The organism is Streptomyces sp. NPDC050504, from assembly GCF_044458065.1.
Taxonomy (GTDB): domain Bacteria; phylum Actinomycetota; class Actinomycetes; order Streptomycetales; family Streptomycetaceae; genus Streptomyces.
Genome location: NZ_JBITHO010000024.1, coordinates 1 through 21,946 on the forward strand (window position 1 = coordinate 1; position 21,946 = coordinate 21,946).

Sequence of the window (21,946 nt, forward strand, 5' to 3'; positions counted from 1 at the left end):
GGTGACTTCGAAACTCGTGAACATCACCCGACCGTGGATCTGGGTGCCTTCCAAACCCATGAACAACCGGCTTCACAACCCGTGAATAAAGCCAGGTGCCCAGGAAACACGTGGAAGAGTTGGCGGCTGACGGTGTGTTGGTGAGGCTGGGGACGTTCGTTGGCAACGCGTGGCGGCGTGCCGACAAGCTCACCGCCGGGCGGCGGGCGGTACTCGGCTTGTTCGGAATGCGCTGGTGGGTTCTCCATGCTGGTGTTGAGTCGGCGGCAGGCGAGGTTACACCGCTGGTTCGACGCTGACCGCAATCGCTCATCTGCGGAGGCGAACTGCCAGGATCTCCATCTCGACGCGTGTGCCGATGAGAGCCTTTGCGGCGAGTTCCGCGGCCCGTTCCCGTGCTCCGCCCAGGGACAGTGTCTGTGCGCCGCGGAGTGCCGCCAGCACGGGGACGAGGCTCGGTGTGTCAGCCGCCCCAGGACACCTCCGGCTTCGTCATCCTCCCGCCCCGCTGGGCCATCGGACGCTCGCTCGCCTGGATCATGCACGCACGCCGTCCCGCCCGGGACCACGAGCGCCTGGTCCAGCACTCCGACACCCTCATCACCTGGGCCGCGATCACCCTCGTGAACCGCCGCCTGGCCTGCGGGCCCGCCCGCAGGCGCCCCACCCGCGAAGGACATCACCCAGGCCGCCTGATCGCTCCGGCAGCCTCCGGTCCGGCACGGCGTCGCCGAAGTGGTTACGCAAGCGCTCGACGCCCGCCGTAACCTCCGACTCGGACAGTCCGTGATCTCCCGCACCCGCGGCCGATCAGGACCGGCAACCCGTCGTCGTCCTCGTCGAAGTCGAACTCGTTGTCCCAGCCCCGGCCCTCGCTCTCCATGACGGAGTGCTACCCCCGAGCTCTTGATCAGCACTGAGGCCTGCAAACAAGCCTTCAGTGCTTGCGCGAGGCGCACATGATCACAGCCGACTCCGCCGTGACGTTGCTCCCAGCGGGATTCGAGACTTGCTACCCGTCGACGGCGTCGGTCACACGCTGCCAGCTGTCCAGGTCTGCGATCCGGCCTTCCAGAGCGGGGCGCATGGTCGTCGCGCTGGAGGCGCCGAGGGCCAGGCGCAGCGGAGGGTTGGGGCTGTCGACGGCGGTCCGGATGCCTGCGGCGATCCGCGCCGCGGCGGAGAACGCGGATGCCGGCAGCTCTCCGATGCCCTTCTGGACCTCGCGGACGGTCTGGTCGTAGTCGTCCAGGCCGGCTGCGACGTCGAGGTTGGTGAGGAAGGGGGTCGCGGTCATCCCGGGCTGGACGATCGTGACCTTGATGCCGAGCGGTGCGACCTCGGCCGCGAGCGCGTCCGAGAGCCCCTCGACCGCGTACTTGGTGGCGGCCAGCAGGCCCACGCCGGGATGGGCGGACTGCCCGTAGACCGACGAGCCCTGGAGGATGTGCCCGGAGCACTGGGCGCGGAGCACCGGCAGCGTTGCGCGGAGCACGTTGAGCACTCCGAAGACATTGGTGTCGAACACGGCACGGACCTGCGTGTCGGACGCCTCCTCGACGGCGCCGAACAGTCCGTATCCCGCGTTGTTGGCCACGACGTCGATGCGGCCGAACCGCGCGTGCGTGCCTTCCACCGCGTCCCGGACGGCTTGCTCGTCTCGTACGTCCGCCTGGACGAGCAGCAGGCGCTCGTCGTGCGCCTGTGCCAGTTCGTCCAGGGGCGAGGTGTCGCGGGCGAGGGCCGAGACGGTGTCGCCGTTCTCCAGTGCCTGGAGCGTCAGTTCGCGGCCGATGCCGGACGTCGCGCCGGTGATCAGCCAGGTGCGGTGGCGGGTCTGGTGGTTGGACGATCTCTTCATGTTGCGACCGTAAGCCGTTAGCTCGCAACGAGTCAATCCTGTTCGAGAGGAAGGTTGCTCACTAGCCGGATTAGCGCAGATCACGCTGATGTAGTGTGGAGGGATGATCGACGCAGTAGCCGGATCCCCCAAACCCGGCCCGCGCACCGTCTCGCCGACGGTGGAGACCGTTCTCGGGTTCGTGAACACGCGCGCGGACGGGACGGGTCGCCGGGAGTTGTTCGGGGACGGGGAGTCGTTCGCGGCGTGGCTGGCTGAGCGCGACGAGTTCGATGGCGAAGCCGTGGCGACCGACGCTGACGCCGCGGTCGCGCGCGAGCTGCGCGATGCCCTGGTGACGGTGCTGCTCGCGCACTCGGGTGATGAGGAAAGCCTGGGCGAGCCGCTGCTGCGTGCCGAGCGGCACCTGCGACGTGTGGGTTCGCTCTACCCGCTGGCGCCGGCGGTCACGGCCGGCGGTGTGGAGCTGACCTCGCCGCAGACGGGGGTGCCGCGCGTGTTCGGAACCGTACTGGCTGCGGTGACGACGTTCGCGCAGAGCGGCGACTGGGGGCGCATCAAGGCGTGCCGGAACCCTCCGTGCCATTTCGGTTTCCTCGACCGCACCCGCAACGGAGGAGGGCTGTACTGCAGTACCGGCTGCGGCTCTCAGGTGTCCATGCGCAAACACCGCCAGCGGCAGCGCCATGGCGGTGCCGCGCCGTCCGAGGCGTGAGCCGTCCTGCCGGCGGGAAAGGACGGATCATCCCCACCGGCAGGCGCAAGGGCCCCAGCCCTGGCCAGGCCAGCAGCCGTCGGGTACTCGCCGAGCACGAGAAGCGCCAGGCGTCCTTGCCCCGTGCGGCAAGCGGATGACGGACCTCGTGAACGGCGCGGGTGATCGCGGTGCGGTTCATGTCGTAGAACAGGGCCAGGTGTTGCGTCGCAGTGCCACCCGGCCCGCGCGACATGGGCAGTATCGTGACCGCATGACGACTGACGCCACCCCGCCCGCGGACCTCGCATCGTTGCCCAGGGTCGAGTTCGCCTTCCCCGGCCCGCTCCGCGACCAACTCGTCGCGGCGATCCTCGATGGTTCCAAGACCTCCACGACAGGACTGGTCGTCGACTACGAGCATGAGAAGGAGCCCCTGCCGGAAGTCGGGAGCCGTTCGGTGGTCATCGACTCGGACGAGCGTCCAGTCGCGGTCATCGAGATCACCGGCGTGCGTGTCGTCCCGCTCGCACAGGTGGATCTCGCTCACGTGGTGGACGAGGGAGAGGGCGACACCAGCGTGGCCGAGTGGCGGGCGGGCCACGAGCGGTTCTGGCACAGCGAGGAGATGCGCGCCGCGTTGGATGACCCCGAATTCACCGTGGACGACACGACGTTGACGGTTCTGGAACGCTTCCGCCTCATCGCCGACCTGCGCACCGCCGACTGACCAAGCGCGACCAGCGCGGCCGTGATCGGACCTGCGGCGGCGGTGACGACAGGATGCGGGCGGGAGCTGTGCCGCGTGGCCGGCCAGACCCAAGACGTCCTCCCACATGCCCGTGGTATTCGTCCCTCACCCTGGCAGAACCGCACCGCGCCCCTCCGGCGAACGGCGGGGCGCACCCGCCCCGTCGGCGTGCCCGGTGCCCGTCCGCACCGTGCAGGAGCTTGTTACGACGTCTCGGGGTGCTGGGCGGTCCATCGCAGGCCGTGACCGAACCGGAAGACCGGGTCGAGGGTGTCGAAGGGGGTGTCCTCTCGCGCCTCGGCGACAGCCCGGTCCGAGCGGGGCAGGTCGAAGGGCAGCCGTCCGCTGGTGGAAGTCCGTCCGGATACGGCGTCCAGCAGGACCTCGTCGTCGACTCCGAAGGTGCCGACCAGTGTCACCCCGGGGAGGTTCGCGAAGGGGGTGAGCACTGCGGCGCGTTCGAGGAAGACGTCGAGGACGGTGGGGACGGCTGCGGCAATGGCCGTGATCCTGTGGACGGTCTCGGCCGGGAACTCCAGGCTTCCGGAGTGGAAGGCCGCTTCGAGTGATCCTGCGGGTTGCGCGTCGAAGGGCGCGGCCAGGCGCAGGACGGCCAGGTCGGCTTCTTCGATCCAGTTGACCTGGCGGGCGTACCGGGCAAGGACTTCAGGGTCGATGCCTTCGGCGTAGACGCGTACGTCCTGATCGAGATGGACAGGGCGCCCGGCGAGGGCGACCACGGACGCGGCCTGTACCCGGCGCGCGACCGCGAGGCTCTCGCGGGTGGCGACTTCCTGGTGCACGGCCGAGGGTTCGGCCGCTCCGGCCGACGGGTCGTCGAGGAGCCCCAGACGCTCCTTGTCGCGCAGTACCCGTGCGACGGAGAGGTCGAGACGCTGCTCGGTGACGAGGCCGCGGTCGAGGGCCTGGAGGATGAGCGTGGGGTCGTCCTCCCCGCCGAGCTGGTCGACACCGGCGTCGAAGAGCCGGGCGACTCTTTCGACCGGGGGCAGTTCGAGCAACCCCCAGGCCCGTACCGGGAGTTCGATCCCCAGGCGCGGCAGGCGCATTCCGGTGACGATGTTGAAGTCGGTGACGACCACGCCGTCGAAGCCGAGCCGGTGGCGCAGCAGGTCGGTGATGAGGCCGGGCTGGAAGGCGAAGCCCACTTCGTCGAGGTCCAGACCGAGTGGTGCGGCGTAGCCGGGCATGACCATCGCGACGCCCTCGTCGATCGCGGCGGCGAACGGCAGGAGGTGGTCTTCGAAGCGGCCGCCGGGATACGTCGTGTGCGCGCCGCGCGCGAAGTGGGCGTCTTCGCCGCCCTGTTGGGGGCCGCCGCCGGGGAAGTGCTTGGCCGTAGCCAGGACGCGTTCGTGGGCGCCGCCGCTCTGCAGCCCTCGGACGAAGGCGCGGACCATCGAGGACGCGTGCGCGGGGTCCTCTCCGAATGTTCCCGCCACCCGGGCCCAGCGCGGTTCGGTGGCGAGGTCGGCCATCGGATGGACCGCGATGTGAATGCCGCTCGCGCGCAGTTCACGGGCCATCGTGCGGGCGGCCTCCTCGACGAGGCCGGTGTCCCACGTGGCGGCGAGGCCGATCGGCTCGGTCATCGTGCTGAATCCGGCGCCGCTCTGGCTGACCTGCGCATTGCGGGCGCGACCGTGCGTCGGGTCCGCACCCACGGTGACCGGAATGCCGAGCCGGGTGCGGGCGGCGGTGGCCCGGATCTCCTGGCCCCACCGCGCCAGGGCCGCCACGCTCGGGGTGTTCATCAGTCCCAGGTGCCCGATGTGGCGCTCCAGGAGGAGTTCGGTCGTCGGAGCGAAGCCGAACGGAGACTCGCTCTCCGTGCCTTCCCACAGGGAGCCGTCGGGGTTCATCGTCACTCGCGCGGCGAGGAGCGCTCCGGCTTTCTCGGGCACGGTCATCTCGGAGACGAGCCGGTCGACCCGGTTGACGGGTGCAGGTGCGGGTGCAGGTGCGGTTTCTGAGGTGCTGTGGATCTGGTGCATGTGTTCACGCTAGGACGCGGCGGGGCCCGCTCCCAGAGCACATACCTAGTCTTCACTAAGTATTACCTAGTGGCCACTAAGTATTCACCCCCGCATCCCTGACGTGCTTCTACGCTCGCCGCGGAAGCACTCCAGCCCCCCTACACCGTCTGCGCACCGATCTGAGGAACCCGCCGTGACACCCCGCTCTGCCGACCCGCCGACACGTGTCCCCACGTCGCGCATCTATCTGCTCGCGCTGATAGAACTCGCCGCGCTCGGGCCCATCGCCACCGCACTTGCCTTCTCGCTCTCCCTCAAAGTCCTGCAGATCGCGCCGGAGACCAAGGAGAGTTCGCTCGCTCTGGTGACCACGGCGGGCGCGGTGACCGCACTGATCGCGAATCCACTGTGGGGGCACCTCTCGGACCGCACCCGCTCCCGCTTCGGGCGGCGACGCCCGTGGATCGCCGGCGGCACCGCCCTGGGCGCCGCGAGCGCCCTACTGATGCTGGCGGCCTCCTCGCCCGGCTGGCTCGCCGCGGCGTGGGCCCTTGGGCAACTCGGCTACAACGCCGCCCTGGCCTCACTGACCGCCATGCTCGCCGACCAGATTCCCGAGGAGCAACGAGCACAGGCCTCAGGGGTGTTCGGAGCGTTCGGCTTCCTCGGCATCGTGCCGGCGATGCTGGTCGCCGCGCTGTTCACCGACAACCTGCCGGTGGTCGTACTGACGATGCCACTCCTGTCGCTCGCACTGGTCGGAGTCCTCTGCACGGTCGTCCCCGATCCGCCCGTACGGGACCTTCCGGCCCCCTCGCACGGACGCGGCGGCATCTTCCGCGCGTTCCTGTTCAACCCGCTGAAGGTGCCCGCGTTCTCCCTGGCGTGGATCCAGCGCTGTGCGATGCAGTTCGGATACACGATCGTGGGGACCTACGGCCTCTTCTACCTGATGGAGCGGCTGGGCCTGGCGCAGTCGCACGCCGTCTCGCTCACCTCCCTCGCCACCCTCGTCGCGGCGCTCCTCAACGTCGTTGCCGCGTTCATATGCGGCCGCCTCGCCGCGCGCAGAGGGAACTACGGTCCGTTCATCGTGGCCGCCGCCGCGGGGATGGCGGTGTCCCTGCTCCTCAAAGCGTTCAGCGGCGAGCTGGTGGTCTTCTGGGCCAGTACGGCCATCGCCAGCTTCGCCCTGGGCGTTTACTACTCGATCGACCTCGCGCTCGTCCTTCGTACGCTACCGGCCGGCGAAGAGGGCAAGTACCTCGGCATCTTCAACCTCGCCAAGACGATCCCCCAGTCGGTGGCACCGGCGGTCGCCCCCTTCGCCCTGGCACTCGGCGGCCCCGACCCCGTCTCGGGCCACCCGCAGAACTACACCTCGCTCTATCTGACGGCCGCGGTCGCGGTGGTCGCCTCCCTCGCCGTGCTGCCGGGCCTCTACCCGGTCCTGCGCCGCTCGCCCGCCCCCATTGCCCTTACGCACACCAAGGAAGCCACCCCATGAACGACCTTCGTAACGACCTGCGCGACGCCCTGACCAACTACCGCGACCTCGGCGGGCTGGAGACAGCCACCGCCACGGTCCGACCGGGTGTACTGTGCCGCTCGGCGAGCCCGGCCTCGCTCGACACGGCCGGACGGGCCGCGCTGCGTGGCGCCGTCTCCCTGGTGATCGACCTCCGCTCGGAGCGCGAGGCGGTTGCCGCACCGGCGGCGGTGCACCCCGTCACCGTCCGTCTACCGCTGCTGGACGGCGACGCCCCGGCCCTCTCGGACATCCCAACGCTGAGCGAGCTCTACCGAGGGCTTCTCGGGTCAGCCGGTGACACCTTCGCCCGGGTCGCCCAGCTGGTCGCCGACCAGGCCGACGGAGCGGTGCTGGTGCACTGCACGGCGGGCAAGGACCGGACCGGTATCGCCGTGGCCCTCCTCCTCGACGCGGTGGGAGCCGACCGCGAAGCGATCATCGCCGACTACGCGCTGAGCGAGACCCGGCTGAGCGGTGCGTGGGCCGACGGGATAGTGGCGTCCGTACGCGCCATGGGAGTCGAGGTGACGCCGCGGATGACGGACCTGATCACCCGCAGCCCCGGTCACGTCATGGCGGAGACCCTCGATCACCTCGATGCCCGTTACGGAGGCACCGTCGCCTACCTGAGGGCACACGGTCTCGACGACCACGCGTTTGAGAAGCTGACCCGGCGGCTGCTACCGGCCCGCTGAGCCGGAGATGCGTTCGTACAGGCCGTCCACTGCGGCCGTGAACACACCGACGTAGTCGATACGTTCAGGGAGGGTCACCCACTGGTCACGGATGCCCTCGTTCAGGGCCAGCATCTCCAGCACGATCTGCTCGGGCCCGATGTGCGCGAGGAGTTCACCCGACTCGACGCCTCGCCGCACGACGGGGACGAACACCTCCAGGGCCCGTTCGAGATTCTCCCGGTGACGGCCCTCGACCGGGTGCCCCTCCACGCTGGCCGCTCCGGTCAGCATCCGGCGAAACCGCACCAGATCCGGGTCCTCGCTCGCTCGCCGCACAGCGGCGACCAGAGCGTCAAGGAGGTCACGTACGCTTGCGAAATCGGCGAAGTACAGCGCTCGGTAGGTGTCCTCGCGCAACTCGACGACAGCGTTGAAGAGATCGAGCTTCCGCGGAAAGTGGTGCAGCACGCCCGCGTCCGTCACACCGGCGTCGCGGGCGATGTCCGCGATCCGCGCCCTGTCGTACCCCTTGCGCCCGAACTCGCGCGTCGCGGAAGCCAGAATCGCACTGCGCCGGGTGTCTCCCCTCATGATCCGCTTGTCATCGACCACGGCACTCGCGTCCTTCGGGGTTGGCATGCCCCGAATAGTAGTAGAAGGCCCTTCCCCACAGCACACAGGCACAGGTCAGCAGACATCGCCCCACCGGACACCCTTTGGCCCCTCTTGTCAGTGCGCCAGCTCATCCGGCACATGGATCTGCTCGCACAGCCTGGTGCGGGGCTGGTGGACACCGCGGCCGAGATTTTTCACTTGGCGGACGAGCGCAGTACTTGACGGATCTTCCTTCCGTAACGCCGTGTTGTTGAGACTTGGCGTTCTCGCTGGCCCTTGAACGTTGCAGCTGGCCTGCGCCTACCCGACTCGGGCCCGCACCGCCCCGGCTCTTGAGGTTCCTGAGCTGGGCGTTAGCCTCAGCGGATGGTTCCCGAGCCGCCGCCGAAGGTCATCACGCGTCTCCGCGACGAGCGGATCCACGCCTACGCCGTGGGCGCCGACGTCTACGGGCCGCTGGAGCCCGCAGCGATTTTTCAGCCGCGGGACGGCGAGGAGGCCGTAGCGTCGGTCGACGCGTGAGCGTCGCCTTCGAACGCCGCCCGCGAAAGGCGAAGTTCGAGCAGCAGGTCACCCCGGAGGGTTTCGACTTCAACACGTCTCCCGAGCTGCCCGCTGCCCAGATCCGCGGCCTGGCGGCCCTGTGCTGGCATCACGCGCGCCTTCGATAGCTGGATCGCATCCGCTGCACTCGCCGTGGCCGGTGTACCCCGCGCAGTCGGCCTGCCCGCCGCCACCCTGCTGGAGGGCGTGGAATACCTCACGTCGGCCGTGGAGCGGCTGCGCAAGGCCCGTGGGCACCGGGCCGTCGTTCCGGTCCCTCGGCGTCGACATGCGCGTGTTCCTCGACACCCTGCCCCAGCAGGCCCTCAATACTTACGAGGGCCAGTGCGTGCCGGTGAACCCGCGGGTACCGATGGTCGACGACATGCAGCAGCTCATGCGAGTCGCCCACTACGGCCAGGCCGCCGTATCCCGCGGGTAGACCCAGCGGCGGACGGCACTGGGTCGCGTCGTTGGAAGCGGCTCCCGGATTGGGCCTGATCCGGGGGTTGCTCCGGCGTCAGGGGCCCCGCGCGTGCTCATCCGCATGCCGGTGGGAGGCGCTGCCGGGACCGATGGCCTCCAGGGTGCCCCGGTCGGCCCTCCTCACGGGGGTCGATCGGTGGCGATGCTGGCCATGGGCCGGTTCGGTGGCCGGCGCTCTCTGGGCCGAAGGAGTTGATCGACATGACATCCCTGGCTGGAACACCTGACCGTCCGGTCCGGGTGAGCGCGGTGCTGGACGCGCCGCTGTCCCGGTGGCTGTGGCTGGTGAAGTGGATCCTGCTCATTCCGCACTACGTGGTGCTGTTCTTCCTCTGGATCGCCTTCACCGTGGTGAGCGTGATCGCGTTCTTCAGTATCCTGTTCACCGGGCTCTACCCGCGCACGCTGTTCGGCTTCAATCTGGGTGTGCTCCGTTGGAGTTGGCGGGTCGCCTACTACTCGTACGGCGTCCTGGGAACCGACCGGTATCCGCCGTTCAGCCTGGGTGAGGAGCCCGACTATCCGGCGCGGCTGGACGTCGCCCATCCCGCCCGGCTTTCCCGGGGGCTGGTGCTGGTGAAGTGGTGGCTGCTCGCCCTCCCGCACTACCTGGTCGTCGGGTTCTTCCTCGGCGGCTGGCATCTCGGCTGGTGGCACGGCGGTCTCGTGACCGTGCTGGTCGCGATCGCCGCCGTGGTCCTGACCTTCACCGAGAGGTATCCGAAAGGACTGTTCGACCTGGTCCTTGGACTCAACCGGTGGGTGCTTCGGGTCGCTGCTTACGCCGCCTTGATGACCGATACGTATCCGCCGTTCCGGCTCGACATGGGGGGCGTGGAACCGAACGAACCGGAGGTGCTGTCATGACCGCCGTTCTGGTGGCGGCGTTTCTGATCGCGCACGGGCTGCTGCACGTGGCCGTGTGGACGGTGCCGCAGCGGCCCGACAAGCCGTCACCGTTCGACCCCGGGCACTCGTGGGCCCTGGCCGCCGCTCACGTCTCGCCCTCCCCTGCCCGTGCCGTGGCCCTTGCGCTGGCCTGGTACGCAGCCGTCGTCTACGTCATCGCCGGCGCCGGGGTGCTCGCGAGCAGCGGCTGGTGGACCACGGCAGCACTCGTCGGCGCCGCCTTCGGGCTTGTCCTCAAGGCGGTGTGGTTCGACCCGTGGCTGAGCTTCGGTGTGCTGCTGGACGTGGGCGTCATCGTGGCTGTGGCCAGCACTTGGCCCGCGTCCGTCTACTGAGGTCGACCAGGACCCAGCGCCCGAAGAGCCCGGCCAGAGCCATCCGGCCGGGCTCTTGTGGCGTGTGTGTCCCGCTCAGCCGTGATGTGCCGGACGTTCACAGCGCCCGCAGGCCGTGCTCCCGGAACTGCTCGCGCACCCGCTCCGTCAGGTCCGGATCCGGCCCGGGTGCATCACGCAGGGGGAAGGGGATGCCCAGGGCGTCGTACTTGTGGGAGCCGAGCTTGTGGAAGGGCAGGACGTCCACCCGGTCGACGTTGCCCAGCCCGGCGAGGAACGCTCCGAGCCCGTCGATGGCCGCAGGGTCGTCGGTCCAGCCAGGCACGAGGACGTAGCGGATCCATACCGGGACGGCGAGACGGTCCAGTCGGGTGGCGAAGCGGAGGGTCGGGGCGAGGTCTCCCCCGGTCAGCTTCCGGTAGGTGCGTTCGTCGAAGGACTTGATGTCCAGCAGGACCAGGTCGGTGTCGGCGAGCAGCCCGTCGGTCGCACGGGCGCCGAGGAAGCCGGAGGTGTCGAGGGCCGTGTGCAGTCCCAGCTCCTTGCAGCGGCGGAAGATCCCGGCCGTGAACACGGGCTGCAGCAGGGCTTCTCCGCCGGTGAGGGTCACTCCCCCGCCGGCGGTGGTGATGAAGGGCAGGTGCTTCTCGATACCGGCCATCACTTCGTCGACGGTGGTCGGCTTGCCGTCACGCATGTGCCAGGTGTCGGGGTTGGCGCAGTACAGGCAGCGCAGCGGGCAGCCGCTGAGGAACAGCACGAACCGGGTCCCGGGACCGTCCACTCCCGTGGACAGGTCCCAGGAGTGGATCCGGCCCGTCACCGGCTCGACGGTGGTGGTCACAGCGATCCGTGGAAGGTGCGGCTGATCACGTCGAGCTGCTGCTCGCGGGTCAGGCGGACGAAGTTGACGGCATAGCCCGAGACTCGGACCGTCAGCTCCGGGTACTTCTCCGGGTGTTCCATGGCGTCTTCGAGCATCGCTTGGTCCAGGACGTTGACGTTCATGTGGAACCCGCCGGAGGCCGTGTAGGCATCCAGGATGCCGACCAGATGCCCCGCTCGCTCGGCCGGATCGTGTCCCAGCCCCTCGGGCGTGATCGTCGTGGTCAGCGAGATGCCGTCCCGGGCCTGCTCGTACGGCAGTTTGGCCACCGAGAGGGCCGAGGCCGCCACACCGTGCCGGTCGCGGCCGTTCATCGGGTTGGCGCCGGGCGCGAACGGGGCGCCCGCGCGCCGGCCGTCGGGGGTGTTGCCGGTGTGCTTTCCGTAGACGACGTTCGAGGTGATCGTCAGCACGGACTGTGTGTGCTCGGCGTCCCGGTAGGCCGGATGCTTGCGCACCTTGGCCATGAACGACTCGACCAGGTCGACGGCAATGCTGTCGGCACGGTCGTCGTTGTTGCCGTACGCCGGGAACTCCCCCTCGGTCCGGAAGTCGACCGCGAGGCCGGTCGCGTCCCGAACGACCTTCACGCGCGCGTGCTTGACGGCGGACAGGCTGTCCACGGCCACCGACAGGCCGGCGATGCCGCACGCCATGAACCGGTGCACCGGGTGGTCGTGCAGGGCCATCTCGATGCGCTCGTATGCATACTTGTCGTGCATGAAGTGGATGACGTTGAGCGTGTTGACGTACGTGGCCGCGAGCCAGTCGAGCACGTGGTCGTATGCCGCCCGCAGCTGCTCGTAGTCAAGGTACTCGCGGGTCAGCACCGGCGCCTCGGGGGCGACCTGCTCGCCGGTCATCTCGTCCCGGCCGCCGTTGACCGCGTACAGCAGCGCCTTGGCCAGGTTCACCCGCGCGCCGAAGAACTGCATCTGCTTGCCCACCGCCATCGCGGACACGCAGCAGGCGATCGCCGTGTCGTCGCCGGTGCGCGGCCGCATCAGGTCGTCCGACTCGTACTGGATCGCGCTGGTGTCGATGGAGACCTGGGCACAGAACCGCTTGAAGCCCTCGGGCAGCCGCGGCGACCACAGGACAGTCAGGTTGGGCTCGGGGGCGGGGCCGAGGTTGTAGAGCGTCTGCAGGAAGCGGAACGAGGTGCGGGTGACCAGCGGGCGGCCGTCGGTGCCGATACCGCCGATGGACTCCGTCACCCAGGTGGGGTCGCCGGAGAACAAGGCATCGTATTCGGGGGTGCGCAGGAAGCGCACGATGCGCAGCTTGATCACGAAGTCGTCGATCAGCTCCTGGGCGCGCACCTCGTCAATCGTCCCTTCGTCGAGGTCCCGCTGGAGGTAGACGTCAAGGAAGGTGGAGGTGCGACCCAGAGACATCGCGGCGCCGTTCTGCTCCTTCACCGCGGCCAGGAAGCCGAGGTAGAGCCATTGGACGGCCTCGTGTGCGGTGACGGCGGGACGGGTGACGTCGCAGCCGTACGAGGCCGCCATCTCGGCCATCTCGCCCAGCGCCCGTATCTGCTCCGCGAGTTCCTCGCGGTCGCGGACGACGTCAGCGGTGGACGGCCTGGCGTCCAGCAGGGCGCGCTCGGCGCGCTTGGCCTCGATGAGCCGGTCGGTGCCGTACAGGGCGACGCGCCGGTAGTCCCCGATGATGCGGCCGCGGCCGTAGGCGTCCGGCAGCCCGGTGATGATCCCCGCCTTGCGGGCGGCCCGCATTTCGGGGGTGTAGGCGTCGAAGACGCCCGCATTGTGGGTCTTGCGGTAGGTGCTGAAGACGCGGGTGACGAAGGGGTCGGCCCGGTAGCCGTACGCCTTCAGCCCGTTCTCCACCATCCGCAGGCCGCCGTTGGGCATTATCGCCCGCCGCAGCGGGGCGTCGGTCTGCAGGCCGACGATCAGTTCACGGCCGCGGTCGATGAAGCCAGGCCGGTGCGAGGTGATCGTGGACGGGGTGCCCGGGTCGACGTCGAGGACGCCCCTGCGCCGTTCCTCGGGGAACAGGCGAGCGACCTTACTCCAGACGGCGAGCGTGCGCTCCGTCGGCCCGGCCAGGAATGCGGAATCGCCTTCATACGGAGTGAAGTTGGCCTGGATAAAGTCCCGCACGTCGACGTGGCCCCGCCAGCGCGTGCCGGTGAAGCCCCTCCATGCCTCGGTCGTCGCCCGGGGCCCAGCTGCCATCGTTTCGGTCATCACCGGTCTCTCCCTCACTCTGCGTTCTGCGCGTGAACTGTCTGCACTTCGATGCTCGTCGCCCGCGACGTCTGCGAGGAGGGTCTGTCAGCGCACCGGGGCGCGCCATCCGCCCCTCGCTTGCCGGGCCGCTCGGCCCGGTCGGGCCAGGTCGCGGTCACCGAGCAGGCGGGAACACGTCGGATCGGGGCATCCCGATCCGACGTGCCCGCGGCTTTCAGAGCAGCCAGGGGTTCCGGCTGACGAAGGGCAGACGTGCCCACGCCTTGCCCAGACCCCAGGTGACGCCGGCTCCCACGGCGGCGAGGGCGATGAGGACGGCGGCGTAGATCAGGTGATAGTCGGCGAACGGGTTGGTCGACATGCTCGCCGACCCATCGGACAGGTGCTTGGCCGGCGGCCACTCCGCGATCCACATCAGCGCCATCATCGCCGTACCGGCCACTGCGGCGAGTCGTAGAGCGACGCCCGCGGTGAGCGCCAGGCCGATGCCGAGCAGGCCCAGCATGAACAGCCAGTTGGCCCAGGCGGCCCCGGCCCAGTCGTGGAAGGTGGACTCCATCGGGCCGACGGCGACCGAGCTGAGGAAGCCCTTGGTGGGCGAGCCGCCGTCGATCCAGCCCTTGCCGGAGCCAGTGGCGTAGCCGAAACCGAAGGTCTTGTCGAGGAACGCCCACAGGAAGACGAACCCGGTCAGTAGGCGCAGTCCGGCGACGACGTACGCACTCGTCGCGGTCGCCGCTGCCGTACCGGTCGCCGCCGGTGCCGTCCCGGTCCTGTGCAGGGACGGGAAGCGGAATCCCGTGCGACGGTGCGGGTGATCGTGAACTGCCATGATGCTCATCCCCTCCGATGGAGCTGCGCCTGAGGTGTCGTCGTCTCTCGTTGCGCTTTCAATGTGCCGCTTCCGCGACGGGCACCGGAGGGGCTGCACGGCCCGGACGACGGTCCGAACGTCCCATCGTCCGGGGCCCTTCGGCGTGGGTCGCCCGTTCCAGGTCCAGGCGGCGACTTCCGCGAGGCCGGTGCCGTATGCGCGGCTCCAGTCCTGGTGGCGCAGGCGTGCGCCCTCCATTCGCTGGCCTACGGCCGCCCCGCGGGGCCGGGGACGCGGTCGCTGACGTCCATGACCAACTGGTAGCGGTCCATGTCGTTGCCGACGACCATGTCGAACGGCGTGGTCATGGTGCCGATCTCCTCGTAGCCGCGCGCGTACAGGTTCCTGTGACCAATGCGCCAGTACGCCATGCGGTGGATCAGCCACGGGTAACCGCGGAACCGCGTCCGAAGGAAGCGGGCGACGGCTGAGTGAACGCTCCTGTCAGTCGGACGTCTGGGTTCGGCGTCGGCACAGGGCGGCCGTCACGGTCTCCTCAAGGTGTCCCACGGCTTCCCGAGTCTTCGGTTCGAGGGTCATCGTGGCGCTGGCGGCGCGGCCGTCGTCGGTGGCCGCGGCCCAGGTCCCGTAGCCGGGGATGCCACCGCTGTGGCCCCAGACAACGCACTTCTCCGACAGTTGCACCCGCATGATTCCCAGTCCCATGCCGTAGCGGGAGTTGCCTTCCTCCACGGGGACGGTGGTGCGCATCTGTTTGCGCTGGACTTCCTTGAGGAGCGGGTTGCCGTGCCCCTTGAGCAGCGCGGAGTAGAAACGGTTGAGGTCGGAGTTGGTGGAGACCATCGCGCCTGCCGCCCAGGACGCGGAGGGGTCGATCTCGGTGACGTTGAGAACGGGTGATTCCGTGGTCTCCTGGCGGTAGCCCTGGGGGTGGCGGTCGCGGACGGCTGTCTCGCCGGGGGCGGGAAAGTAGGTGTGGCGCAGCTCGATGCGCTTGATGATGCGCTTGTCGAGCTGTTCGGCGAGGGGCCGCCCGGTGACTTTTTCCACCATCAGCCCGGCGACCAGGTAGTTCGTGTTGCTGTACTGCCACTTCTCGCCCGGCTTGAAGACAGCTTCGTGCCGCAGGGCGATGTCGAGGGCATCGCGCGGGGAGAGGTAGCGGCGCTCCAGGATGTCATCGGTGACGTCGTTCTCGTAGTCGGGCAGGCCACTGGTGTGTTGCAGAAGCTGACGCACCGTGATGTCGTTGCCGTCGATCTCCTCGCCTCGCAGGAGGTTCGGCAGGTGCTTCTCGACGGGGTCGTCGAGGCCGACCCTGCCTTCGCCGACCAGTTGGAGCACGACCACCGCGGTGAAGGTCTTGGTGATGCTGCCGATCCGCACCTGGCCGTCCCGGGGCATCTTCGCGCGGGTGTCCCGGTCTCCTACGCCCGCGGTATAGGTGCGGAAGTCTCCCTCGCCGTCCAGCACGCTTGCCTGCGCACCGGGTGCGCGGTCCGAGTGCACCAGTGTCTCCAGCCCCTGTCGCACAGGGTCCGGCCGGATGGCGTTCGCGGGTGCCGCCGTACCGGTGGTGACAGCGGTGGCCAGGGCGAGGGCGGCCAGGGCGAGTTGTTTACGCATCGGGGTTCCTCCAGAACAGCGTTGACGGGCCTCGCGGCAAGGTCAACTCTGCCCGGAACAGCCGACGCTGCCCATCGGGGATCGCCCTGGCCTGACCCTCAGCTTTCCTGGGAGCGGACTCCCACGGCTTCCGGCCCTTCTGGGAGCGGACTCCCGGTCCATCCCCCGAGCAGGTGACCGTTTCCGCGTGCTGCCGGTCCTGTCCCGGCCGGTGCAGGAAGCCGCCGGCGGCCAGGAGTACGGCTCTGGCGGGGAGATCGCGGCCCTCTCTGCCGACCAGCACAGCCGGGGTCAGCCCGCCGAGTCCGCCGACCGGGCCTCAACCAGGCCGGACTCGTATGCCGCGATCACCGCCTGGGCGCGATCGCGGACACTCAGCTTGGCGAAGACACTGGTGATGTGATTTTTGACCGTGGAACCGCTGATGCCCCATCGCCAGCGCGATCTCGGCTTTGTCGAGGCCGGTGGCCAGCAAGTGCCACACCTCGATCTCGCGGGGCGTCAACTCGCTGATGCAGGGCGCCTGCACCGGCGACAGCGGCAGTGGGCGCCGGGGTGCGGTGACATAGGTGGCGATCAGCCGGGGCGCCACGGCCGCCTCCCCGTCCCGCCGAGCGCCGCGACATCACCCACGGCTACGTGCTGCCACAAGCCGCCCGATTCGGATGCACCCACACCACGAAGCCCCGAGCCCACAAACCTGGATGCGAGCAATGCCGTTGACGGGACACAGACCTCGGCGCCATAAGATCGGGCCGGTCGGCCCCTGTTCGGCTTCGCCCGGCCGCGCGTACCCTCCCCACGACAGACGACACAGGTCCTGCCTTCCGAGCGACTCTGGCCTGGGTGCCTCTCGCATGCCATCCCGGGCCCCTCGCTCAGAGAGCTGCCCGCGCGGAGCAGACGCACAGCCAGCGTCAACTTCGCGCATGCGGCCGTCGCCGTCTCACCGAGAGACAGCCGGCGTGGCCGCCACACAAACACAGCAGCGTCCGGGCTGAATTCATGGTGCCTACGAGGGCAGCAGCCGGGATTACCGAAGCCGGGAGCGGGATGAACGCCGACACGATCACCGCGATCTGCGCCGTCGTCGTCGCAGTTGCCTCGCTCGCTGCCGCCGTGTGGCAGGGATACGTCACCCGCGACCACAACCGGCGATCGGTGCGGCCTCTCGTCCGGGTAGGGCGCTGGATCTCAAAGGACAAAGACTTGGTCTCGGGCATCAGGATGGCCAATGGGGGGCTCGGCCCTGCGTTCATCGTTTCGACGAGACTGATCCTCGACGGGCAGGAGCTGCCTCCCTGGAGTGACGCGTGCGCGAAAGTGCTGCAGGACCGCTCCGGGATCAGACTCAGGGGGGCGATCTTCCTTGACGGCGGAGTTCTTGCCGCGGGCGAGGTCACCTTCCTGATCGGTGTGCGGCCCGGCGACGTGAACCGTCTGGCGCGCCGTTTGCAGATCATCGTGGAGTACGAGTCGCTGTACGGCGGCGAGGGCTTCATCGAGGACAGCGGGCTGCTGGAACAGCCCTCCCAGTAAATCGCTGCGCCGCAGCAGGGCACTGGGCGACCTTGTCATGCAAGGATCCGGCACAGGCTCTCGGCTTGTGATTTATCCAGCTCGCCGAGCTTTGGTGCCGACCTTGTGGTGGGCAGATCGGTGGTATGGCTCGCCGGTGGCCAAGAGCAGGCCCACGTCGTAGCGGTTCGCGGGGCGGCGGTTCTTGGAGCCGGGCGGGCGTCCGGGGCCGGGGCGGGTGGGTTTCGGCACTGCGGCCGGCGTTAACGTTCGGGCGTGCAGTTGCCGGAGCCCGCGTCGGACTCGTGCCGGGGTGAGCTTGTTCGGTTCGGCCGGCTTCTCCCAGGGCCGTCGCAGGTCTGTGGTCAGGCAGTGGGCGAGGCAGAGCTGGGTGCAGGCAGTGACGATCAGCCAGGTCCAGCGGTCCGCCGCCTCGGCTTCCCGCAGCCTCGGAGTGGTCTCGCCGCGGCTGAAGCAGTGCACCATGGCGAACTGGCCCGGGGAGAACGGGGGCAGTTCGCGGTCGACCGGCTCCAGGCGCAGGGTGTTGGTGTCCGGGGTCTCCCACCAGCGGCGGACGATCCGGTAGGGCACCGGCGGGGGACTCATCGCGCCGGCCCGCCGCCGTAGGGCGCGTACAGGTCGAGCAGCCTGGTGCGGGCCGCCTGCAGACGGTGGGCCAGGACCCGGCCGACCCACAGGCCCACCTCCCGGCCCAGCTCGGGGTCCTCCCGGCACATCAGCCGGACCACGGTGGCGTCGAACTCGTACGCCCGCACCGGTGTCATCGCCTCCGCACCGAGCTGCCACTGATAGGGCGCGAACAGCCAGGACCAGCCGACGAGTTCGCCACTGCCGAGCGACTCGATGACGGGCGGGCGCCGACCCGGCACGTGCATGTCGAGGGTGACCGTGCCGGTCCTGACGATCCAGAAGCGGTGTGCCGCGCGGCCCTCGTCGAACAGCCGCGTCCCCTGGGCGATGTTGACCTCACGGGCGGTCCTCATCAGCAGATCGCGGTGCTCCCGGGACAGGGCGACCGTCATACGGCTCTGCAGGTCGGTGCTCACGGCCGTACCCCCTCATTCAGATGGCCCCTCCCCCTCGCTGGTCCGCCGTGTCTCCGCGTGGAGGGCCGTGGCCTCCTCAACTCCGTGCCCCAGCCGTAGGGGAGCTCGGCGGCGGACGCCAGCTCGGCCAGGACGATCGCACCGTCCCTGACCGTCGGACCCACGACGGTGAAACCGTCTGCCGCCAGAGCCGCAACGAGAGCGTCGAGCCCGGCCCGGTCGAGGACTGCCGCGGCTGTGGTGGCGCTCATCCGTGCCTCCTTCGTGAGATTTCCCGCGAAGATCCCGTCACGGTCAGCCTCCCGCCGCACCCGATGGCCCGGCAGGGGCCGGTCGGCCCTCCCCCGGGGCCGACCGGCCGTCACGCCCGGCGACGCCCCCACTCGGGGCCCGTCCGCTGCCACGCCCGCTCCCATGCGGCCATGCGGTGCCGCATGATGACGTGCCCGACGCACAGGCGGGCGCACACAGCGAGGAGGGCAGCTCCGACGGCCCCGCCGCATCCCGCGGCGAAGGCATACAGCCACACGTCGCCGTCGTCGAGCGGCGCCTCGACGGCCTGTCCCTTCCGATCCAGCCAGACGTCCACGGTGTCGCCGCGGGAGTCCCCCGACACGGTGACGGTCGCCTGGCGCCGCTGTCCGGACGGATCGGTCCAGCGGACCGCGGCCTTGCGGCTGCCGAGCGCCCGGACGGGGACGTCCTGGGCGAGCACGGCCCGTACCCGATGCCGCTCCGAGTGCTGCGCACGGGCCTCGGCGCTGACGGACTCGTACGCTGCCCGGCCCGCGGCGAAGGCCGCCGCCGGGGCACCCAGGACCAGAACGACCCCGAGTGCCAGCACGGTCCATGCCTCGACGAGGTCACCGGTGCGCCGCAGCGGGTTGCGCCGCCACCGCCACGTCAGCTGCCGCGCGGTGCGCACGGCGGCTCCCCCTGTTCCAGTTCCCGGGCTATGTTCCGTGCCCAGGCGGCGATCTGCGGGAAGTCCCGGAAGTCGCCGCCCTTGCCGGATTTGAGGATCATGTGGGCGACGCGGCCTTCGGCACCCTGTTCGAGCCGCCCGCCGAAGGTGACGTGTCCGCGGGCACCGAGGTGCGCGGCGGTGCGGAGCACTCCCCGTACGGCCGGGATGTCGCGGGCGGTTGCCGACGCGTCGAGCGGACCGCTGCTGAACAGCCACACCGGGAGCCGTGACAAGGCACTGCGGTGGCGGCGCAGGAAGCGCCGGGCCTCGCGGTGCCAGCGGCCCGTGTAGAGGGCGCCGCCGATCACCACCGCGTCGTACCCGTCGAGGTCGCCAACCAGCGCGGCGGGGCGTGCCGTCGCGGTGACGCCCTCCTCGTTGAGGGTCTCGGCGACGGCTTGGGCGATCTCGGCTGTCGAGCCGTTCTTCGAGCCGTAGGCCACGAGCACCCGGTGGGCAACGGGCATTCGGTCGTTCATGATGTGCCCGCTCCTCTCACAGCTTGCGTATCCACTCGTCGGCGATGCCCCGCAGGGCCTGCTCGTCCGGCTGTAGACGGGAGTCGTCGAGCCGGAAGGTGAGCTTGTCGGTGACCGCGACGACCCCGTCGACCTGCTGTGTCATGTGGACGGCGACGGGAATCTCGCTGCGCCGCTCCAACTGCCCCGACAGCGTCACCACACCTTCTTCGACGTGGACGTCGATCGTCTGCGGCGCCAGCCACAGGGTGTCGACCAGAACCTCCTGGACCACCGTGCGGCGGATCGCGTCGTCGGGGCGCAGGAACACCTGGAGCAGGTCGCGCCGGGTGACGATGCCGACGAGGCGGTCCTCGGCGTCGACGACGGGCAGCCGTTCCACGCGGCGCGCGGCCATGGTGCGGGCGGCCTGGACGATCGTGTCCTCGGCATGGACGGTGACCGCCGGGCGGGACATGAGCTGTCCTGCGGTACGGGCCCGTGCCTTGGCCCTCATGGACCGTGCTCCGCGTCCGAGCAGCGGTCGGCGGCGGCGCGGGGGCCGGCCGGGCTCGTCCGCCTCGGCCTGGCGCATCATCAGGTCCGTCTCGGAGATCACCCCGATGACCTTCTCGTCGGCGTCCACGACCGGCAGTCCGCTGATCCGGTGGTCCGCGAGGAGCCGGGCGACTTCCTTGAACGGGGTTGCGTAGACGGCCCGTACGACGTCGTCCGTCATGACAGTTCCGACCTTGCCGTGCTTCATGGCTGTGCCTCCTCAGCGCAGTCGTCGCAGGTAGGGGTCCTTCGGGTGGCGGGGTGTCAGCCGGATGCGGACGTCCACGGGAGTGATGCCGCCCGGCCGGGCGATCACCGGGTTCAGGTCCGCCTCGGCCAGCTGCGGCAGACCGGTCGCCATCAGGGACAGGCCGTGCAGCAACTGCTCCAGGCCCTCCAGGTCGACCGCCCCCGTGCCGTTCAGCCCGAAGAGCAGCGGCGCACAGCGCGGGGTTGTGATCAGGCCGTGCACGTCGTGGTCGGTGAGCGGGGCGAGCCTGGCCGCGTGGTCCGCCAGCACCTCGGTCGCCGTCCCACCGAACCCGAAGAGCACCAGCGGGCCGAACACGTCGTCCTGAACGACGCCGGTGAACAGTTCGGTGCCGCGTGCGGCCAGCGGCTGGACGACGACCCCGGTGAACAGCCCGGAGAAACGGGTCTCCAGATCGCGATAGGCGCGGTGGCGGGCGATCTCCGCCTCTACGTCCTCGGACAGCGGCGCTACCACCGCCGCGACCACGTCGGAGAGCCCGGAGCCGAGCGAGGTGTCGGCGCCCTCGACCGCGTACACGACCAGGCTCGACAGCAACCTCCCCAAGACGCACACCAGTTCGATGGCTTCGCCCAGGACGAGGCCGTACGAACTGACGGCGGGGCGGCCCGTCAGCTCCCGGGCGTCCAGTTCCAGCCGGTGCACCAGGCCGGGCCGCGCGGGGTGGGCATGCGCCGCGTCCACGACGACTGCCAGGTCCGCGTCCTCCCAGGCGCCGATGAGGCGCACGGGGTCGCCGTCGCACACGCACGGCGCAGTCCGTGGCGGCAGCGGGTGCTGCTCGGCCCGCTCCCGCAGCCGCCCCACGACCGCCCAGCCCACCCCGTCGTCACGCCGGAACTCGTTGCCGACGCCGATGACCGCGATCCCGCCGCCCATGCCGTCCGCCTCCCCGCTCCGTTCGCCTCCCCGCTCCGTCCGTGCCGCCACCTTCGCTGCGGCGCGCCGCGCACGGCAGGGGCCGAACGGCCCCCTCGACGGGGCCGGTTCTCCCCTGACGGCCGCCGTCCGGTGCTGGCAGCCTCGCCGACGGCGAACAACGACGGGAAGGACGTGTGTGATGGATCTTCCGCTGATCGTCGGCGTCGACGGCTCGGACCCGAGCCTCAAGGCCGTGGACTGGGCGGCGGACGAAGCGG

At 69.8% G+C, this 21,946-nt stretch carries 22 protein-coding genes and 6 pseudogenes; 11 read left to right on the forward strand and 17 right to left on the reverse strand.

Features of this window, described 5'->3' with window-relative positions:
- Positions 1-470: 470 nt before the first annotated feature.
- Positions 471-630, forward strand: a pseudogene (locus ACIBNE_RS40915) (IS5/IS1182 family transposase); the annotation flags it as partial.
- Between the two features lie 382 nt (positions 631-1,012).
- On the opposite strand, the gene ACIBNE_RS40920 reads toward ACIBNE_RS40915, so the two are convergent.
- Complete coding sequence (locus ACIBNE_RS40920) at positions 1,013-1,861, reverse strand: SDR family NAD(P)-dependent oxidoreductase (RefSeq protein WP_399281150.1); 849 nt, start codon at positions 1,859-1,861, stop codon at positions 1,013-1,015.
- 103 nt (positions 1,862-1,964) lie between these two features.
- Here ACIBNE_RS40920 and ACIBNE_RS40925 point away from each other — a divergent pair, with 103 nt between their 5' ends.
- On the forward strand, positions 1,965-2,576 hold the full coding sequence (locus tag ACIBNE_RS40925) for a CGNR zinc finger domain-containing protein (RefSeq protein WP_399281151.1): 612 nt from the start codon (positions 1,965-1,967) through the stop codon (positions 2,574-2,576).
- Positions 2,577-2,829: 253 nt separating this feature from the next.
- Positions 2,830-3,285 carry an ASCH domain-containing protein gene (locus ACIBNE_RS40930; protein WP_399281153.1) on the forward strand — a complete coding sequence of 152 codons (456 nt, stop codon included), beginning with the start codon at positions 2,830-2,832 and terminating at the stop codon, positions 3,283-3,285.
- Positions 3,286-3,509: 224 nt separating this feature from the next.
- Here ACIBNE_RS40930 and ACIBNE_RS40935 read toward each other — a convergent pair whose 3' ends face one another.
- The gene (locus ACIBNE_RS40935) at positions 3,510-5,321 is read right to left on the reverse strand and encodes a glycoside hydrolase family 3 protein (protein WP_399281155.1); all 1,812 of its coding nucleotides are present in this window, start codon (positions 5,319-5,321) and stop codon (positions 3,510-3,512) included.
- Between the two features lie 175 nt (positions 5,322-5,496).
- Here ACIBNE_RS40935 and ACIBNE_RS40940 point away from each other — a divergent pair, with 175 nt between their 5' ends.
- A complete protein-coding gene (locus ACIBNE_RS40940) occupies positions 5,497-6,810 on the forward strand; it encodes an MFS transporter (protein ID WP_399281157.1) in 1,314 nt (437 codons plus the stop codon).
- Positions 6,807-7,529 carry a tyrosine-protein phosphatase gene (locus ACIBNE_RS40945; RefSeq protein WP_399281159.1) on the forward strand — a complete coding sequence of 241 codons (723 nt, stop codon included), beginning with the start codon at positions 6,807-6,809 and terminating at the stop codon, positions 7,527-7,529. Before ACIBNE_RS40940 ends, ACIBNE_RS40945 begins: the two co-directional genes overlap by 4 nt.
- Here ACIBNE_RS40945 and ACIBNE_RS40950 read toward each other — a convergent pair.
- Positions 7,515-8,150: a TetR/AcrR family transcriptional regulator gene (locus ACIBNE_RS40950; protein WP_399281161.1), complete on the reverse strand. Its 636-nt coding sequence runs from the start codon at positions 8,148-8,150 to the stop codon at positions 7,515-7,517. The two genes, ACIBNE_RS40945 and ACIBNE_RS40950, sit on opposite strands and share 15 nt — an antisense overlap.
- 342 nt (positions 8,151-8,492) lie before the next feature.
- On the opposite strand from ACIBNE_RS40950, the gene ACIBNE_RS40955 reads away from it, so the two are divergent.
- The 5 genes from ACIBNE_RS40955 (at position 8,493) to ACIBNE_RS40975 (ending at position 10,399) form a co-directional block, all read left to right on the forward strand.
- Positions 8,493-8,648, forward strand: coding sequence for a hypothetical protein (locus ACIBNE_RS40955; protein WP_399281163.1), 156 nt, complete (start codon positions 8,493-8,495; stop codon positions 8,646-8,648).
- On the forward strand, positions 8,645-8,797 hold the full coding sequence (locus tag ACIBNE_RS40960; protein WP_399281165.1) for a hypothetical protein: 153 nt from the start codon (positions 8,645-8,647) through the stop codon (positions 8,795-8,797). Before ACIBNE_RS40955 ends, ACIBNE_RS40960 begins: the two co-directional genes overlap by 4 nt.
- Positions 8,798-8,919: 122 nt before the next feature.
- Positions 8,920-9,111, forward strand: a complete 192-nt coding sequence (locus tag ACIBNE_RS40965; protein ID WP_399281167.1) for an alcohol dehydrogenase — start codon at positions 8,920-8,922, stop codon at positions 9,109-9,111.
- Between the two features lie 245 nt (positions 9,112-9,356).
- Positions 9,357-10,022 carry a DUF4389 domain-containing protein gene (locus tag ACIBNE_RS40970; protein WP_399281169.1) on the forward strand — a complete coding sequence of 222 codons (666 nt, stop codon included), beginning with the start codon at positions 9,357-9,359 and terminating at the stop codon, positions 10,020-10,022.
- Entirely contained in the window at positions 10,019-10,399 is a 381-nt protein-coding gene (locus tag ACIBNE_RS40975; protein WP_399281171.1) for a hypothetical protein, read from the forward strand. Before ACIBNE_RS40970 ends, ACIBNE_RS40975 begins: the two co-directional genes overlap by 4 nt.
- 97 nt (positions 10,400-10,496) lie before the next feature.
- On the opposite strand, the gene pflA is transcribed toward ACIBNE_RS40975, so the two are convergent.
- From pflA to ACIBNE_RS41005, 6 genes and pseudogenes are all read right to left on the reverse strand, one after another.
- On the reverse strand, positions 10,497-11,243 hold the full coding sequence (pflA, locus tag ACIBNE_RS40980; RefSeq protein WP_399281173.1) for a pyruvate formate-lyase-activating protein: 747 nt from the start codon (positions 11,241-11,243) through the stop codon (positions 10,497-10,499).
- On the reverse strand, positions 11,240-13,501 hold the full coding sequence (gene pflB, locus ACIBNE_RS40985) for a formate C-acetyltransferase (RefSeq protein ID WP_399281175.1): 2,262 nt from the start codon (positions 13,499-13,501) through the stop codon (positions 11,240-11,242). The genes pflA and pflB overlap by 4 nt, the downstream gene beginning before the upstream one ends.
- 217 nt (positions 13,502-13,718) lie before the next feature.
- Entirely contained in the window at positions 13,719-14,336 is a 618-nt protein-coding gene (locus tag ACIBNE_RS40990) for a hypothetical protein (protein ID WP_399281177.1), read from the reverse strand.
- A 153-nt stretch (positions 14,337-14,489) separates the two neighbouring features.
- Positions 14,490-14,779: pseudogene (locus ACIBNE_RS40995) on the reverse strand (phosphoketolase); the annotation flags it as partial.
- Between the two features lie 43 nt (positions 14,780-14,822).
- A complete protein-coding gene (locus ACIBNE_RS41000) occupies positions 14,823-15,965 on the reverse strand; it encodes a serine hydrolase domain-containing protein (protein ID WP_399281179.1) in 1,143 nt (380 codons plus the stop codon).
- A 291-nt stretch (positions 15,966-16,256) separates the two neighbouring features.
- Complete coding sequence (locus tag ACIBNE_RS41005; protein WP_399281189.1) at positions 16,257-16,391, reverse strand: LuxR C-terminal-related transcriptional regulator; 135 nt, start codon at positions 16,389-16,391, stop codon at positions 16,257-16,259.
- Positions 16,392-17,018: 627 nt separating this feature from the next.
- Here ACIBNE_RS41005 and ACIBNE_RS41010 point away from each other — a divergent pair.
- The gene (locus tag ACIBNE_RS41010; RefSeq protein ID WP_399281181.1) at positions 17,019-17,504 is read left to right on the forward strand and encodes a hypothetical protein; all 486 of its coding nucleotides are present in this window, start codon (positions 17,019-17,021) and stop codon (positions 17,502-17,504) included.
- Positions 17,505-17,576: 72 nt separating this feature from the next.
- On the opposite strand, the pseudogene ACIBNE_RS41015 reads toward ACIBNE_RS41010, so the two are convergent.
- The 8 genes and pseudogenes from ACIBNE_RS41015 to ACIBNE_RS41050 all read right to left on the reverse strand — a co-directional run.
- Positions 17,577-17,948, reverse strand: a pseudogene (locus ACIBNE_RS41015) (transposase); the annotation flags it as partial.
- 140 nt (positions 17,949-18,088) lie between these two features.
- Complete coding sequence (locus ACIBNE_RS41020) at positions 18,089-18,529, reverse strand: Crp/Fnr family transcriptional regulator (RefSeq protein ID WP_399281191.1); 441 nt, start codon at positions 18,527-18,529, stop codon at positions 18,089-18,091.
- Positions 18,530-18,618: 89 nt separating this feature from the next.
- Positions 18,619-18,804 (reverse strand): annotated as a pseudogene (locus tag ACIBNE_RS41025) (4Fe-4S ferredoxin); the annotation flags it as partial.
- Positions 18,805-18,914: 110 nt separating this feature from the next.
- Positions 18,915-19,478 carry a hypothetical protein gene (locus ACIBNE_RS41030; RefSeq protein ID WP_399281183.1) on the reverse strand — a complete coding sequence of 188 codons (564 nt, stop codon included), beginning with the start codon at positions 19,476-19,478 and terminating at the stop codon, positions 18,915-18,917.
- Positions 19,457-19,999 (reverse strand): flavodoxin domain-containing protein, encoded by a 543-nt coding sequence (locus ACIBNE_RS41035; protein WP_399281185.1) that lies wholly within the window; start codon positions 19,997-19,999, stop codon positions 19,457-19,459. Before ACIBNE_RS41035 ends, ACIBNE_RS41030 begins: the two co-directional genes overlap by 22 nt.
- 16 nt (positions 20,000-20,015) lie before the next feature.
- On the reverse strand, positions 20,016-20,744 hold the full coding sequence (locus ACIBNE_RS41040) for a CBS domain-containing protein (protein ID WP_399281187.1): 729 nt from the start codon (positions 20,742-20,744) through the stop codon (positions 20,016-20,018).
- 12 nt (positions 20,745-20,756) lie between these two features.
- Positions 20,757-21,212: pseudogene (locus ACIBNE_RS41045) on the reverse strand (acetate--CoA ligase family protein); the annotation flags it as partial.
- A 27-nt stretch (positions 21,213-21,239) separates the two neighbouring features.
- Positions 21,240-21,686: pseudogene (locus tag ACIBNE_RS41050) on the reverse strand (hydrogenase maturation protease); the annotation flags it as partial.
- Between the last annotated feature and the right edge of the window lie 260 nt (positions 21,687-21,946).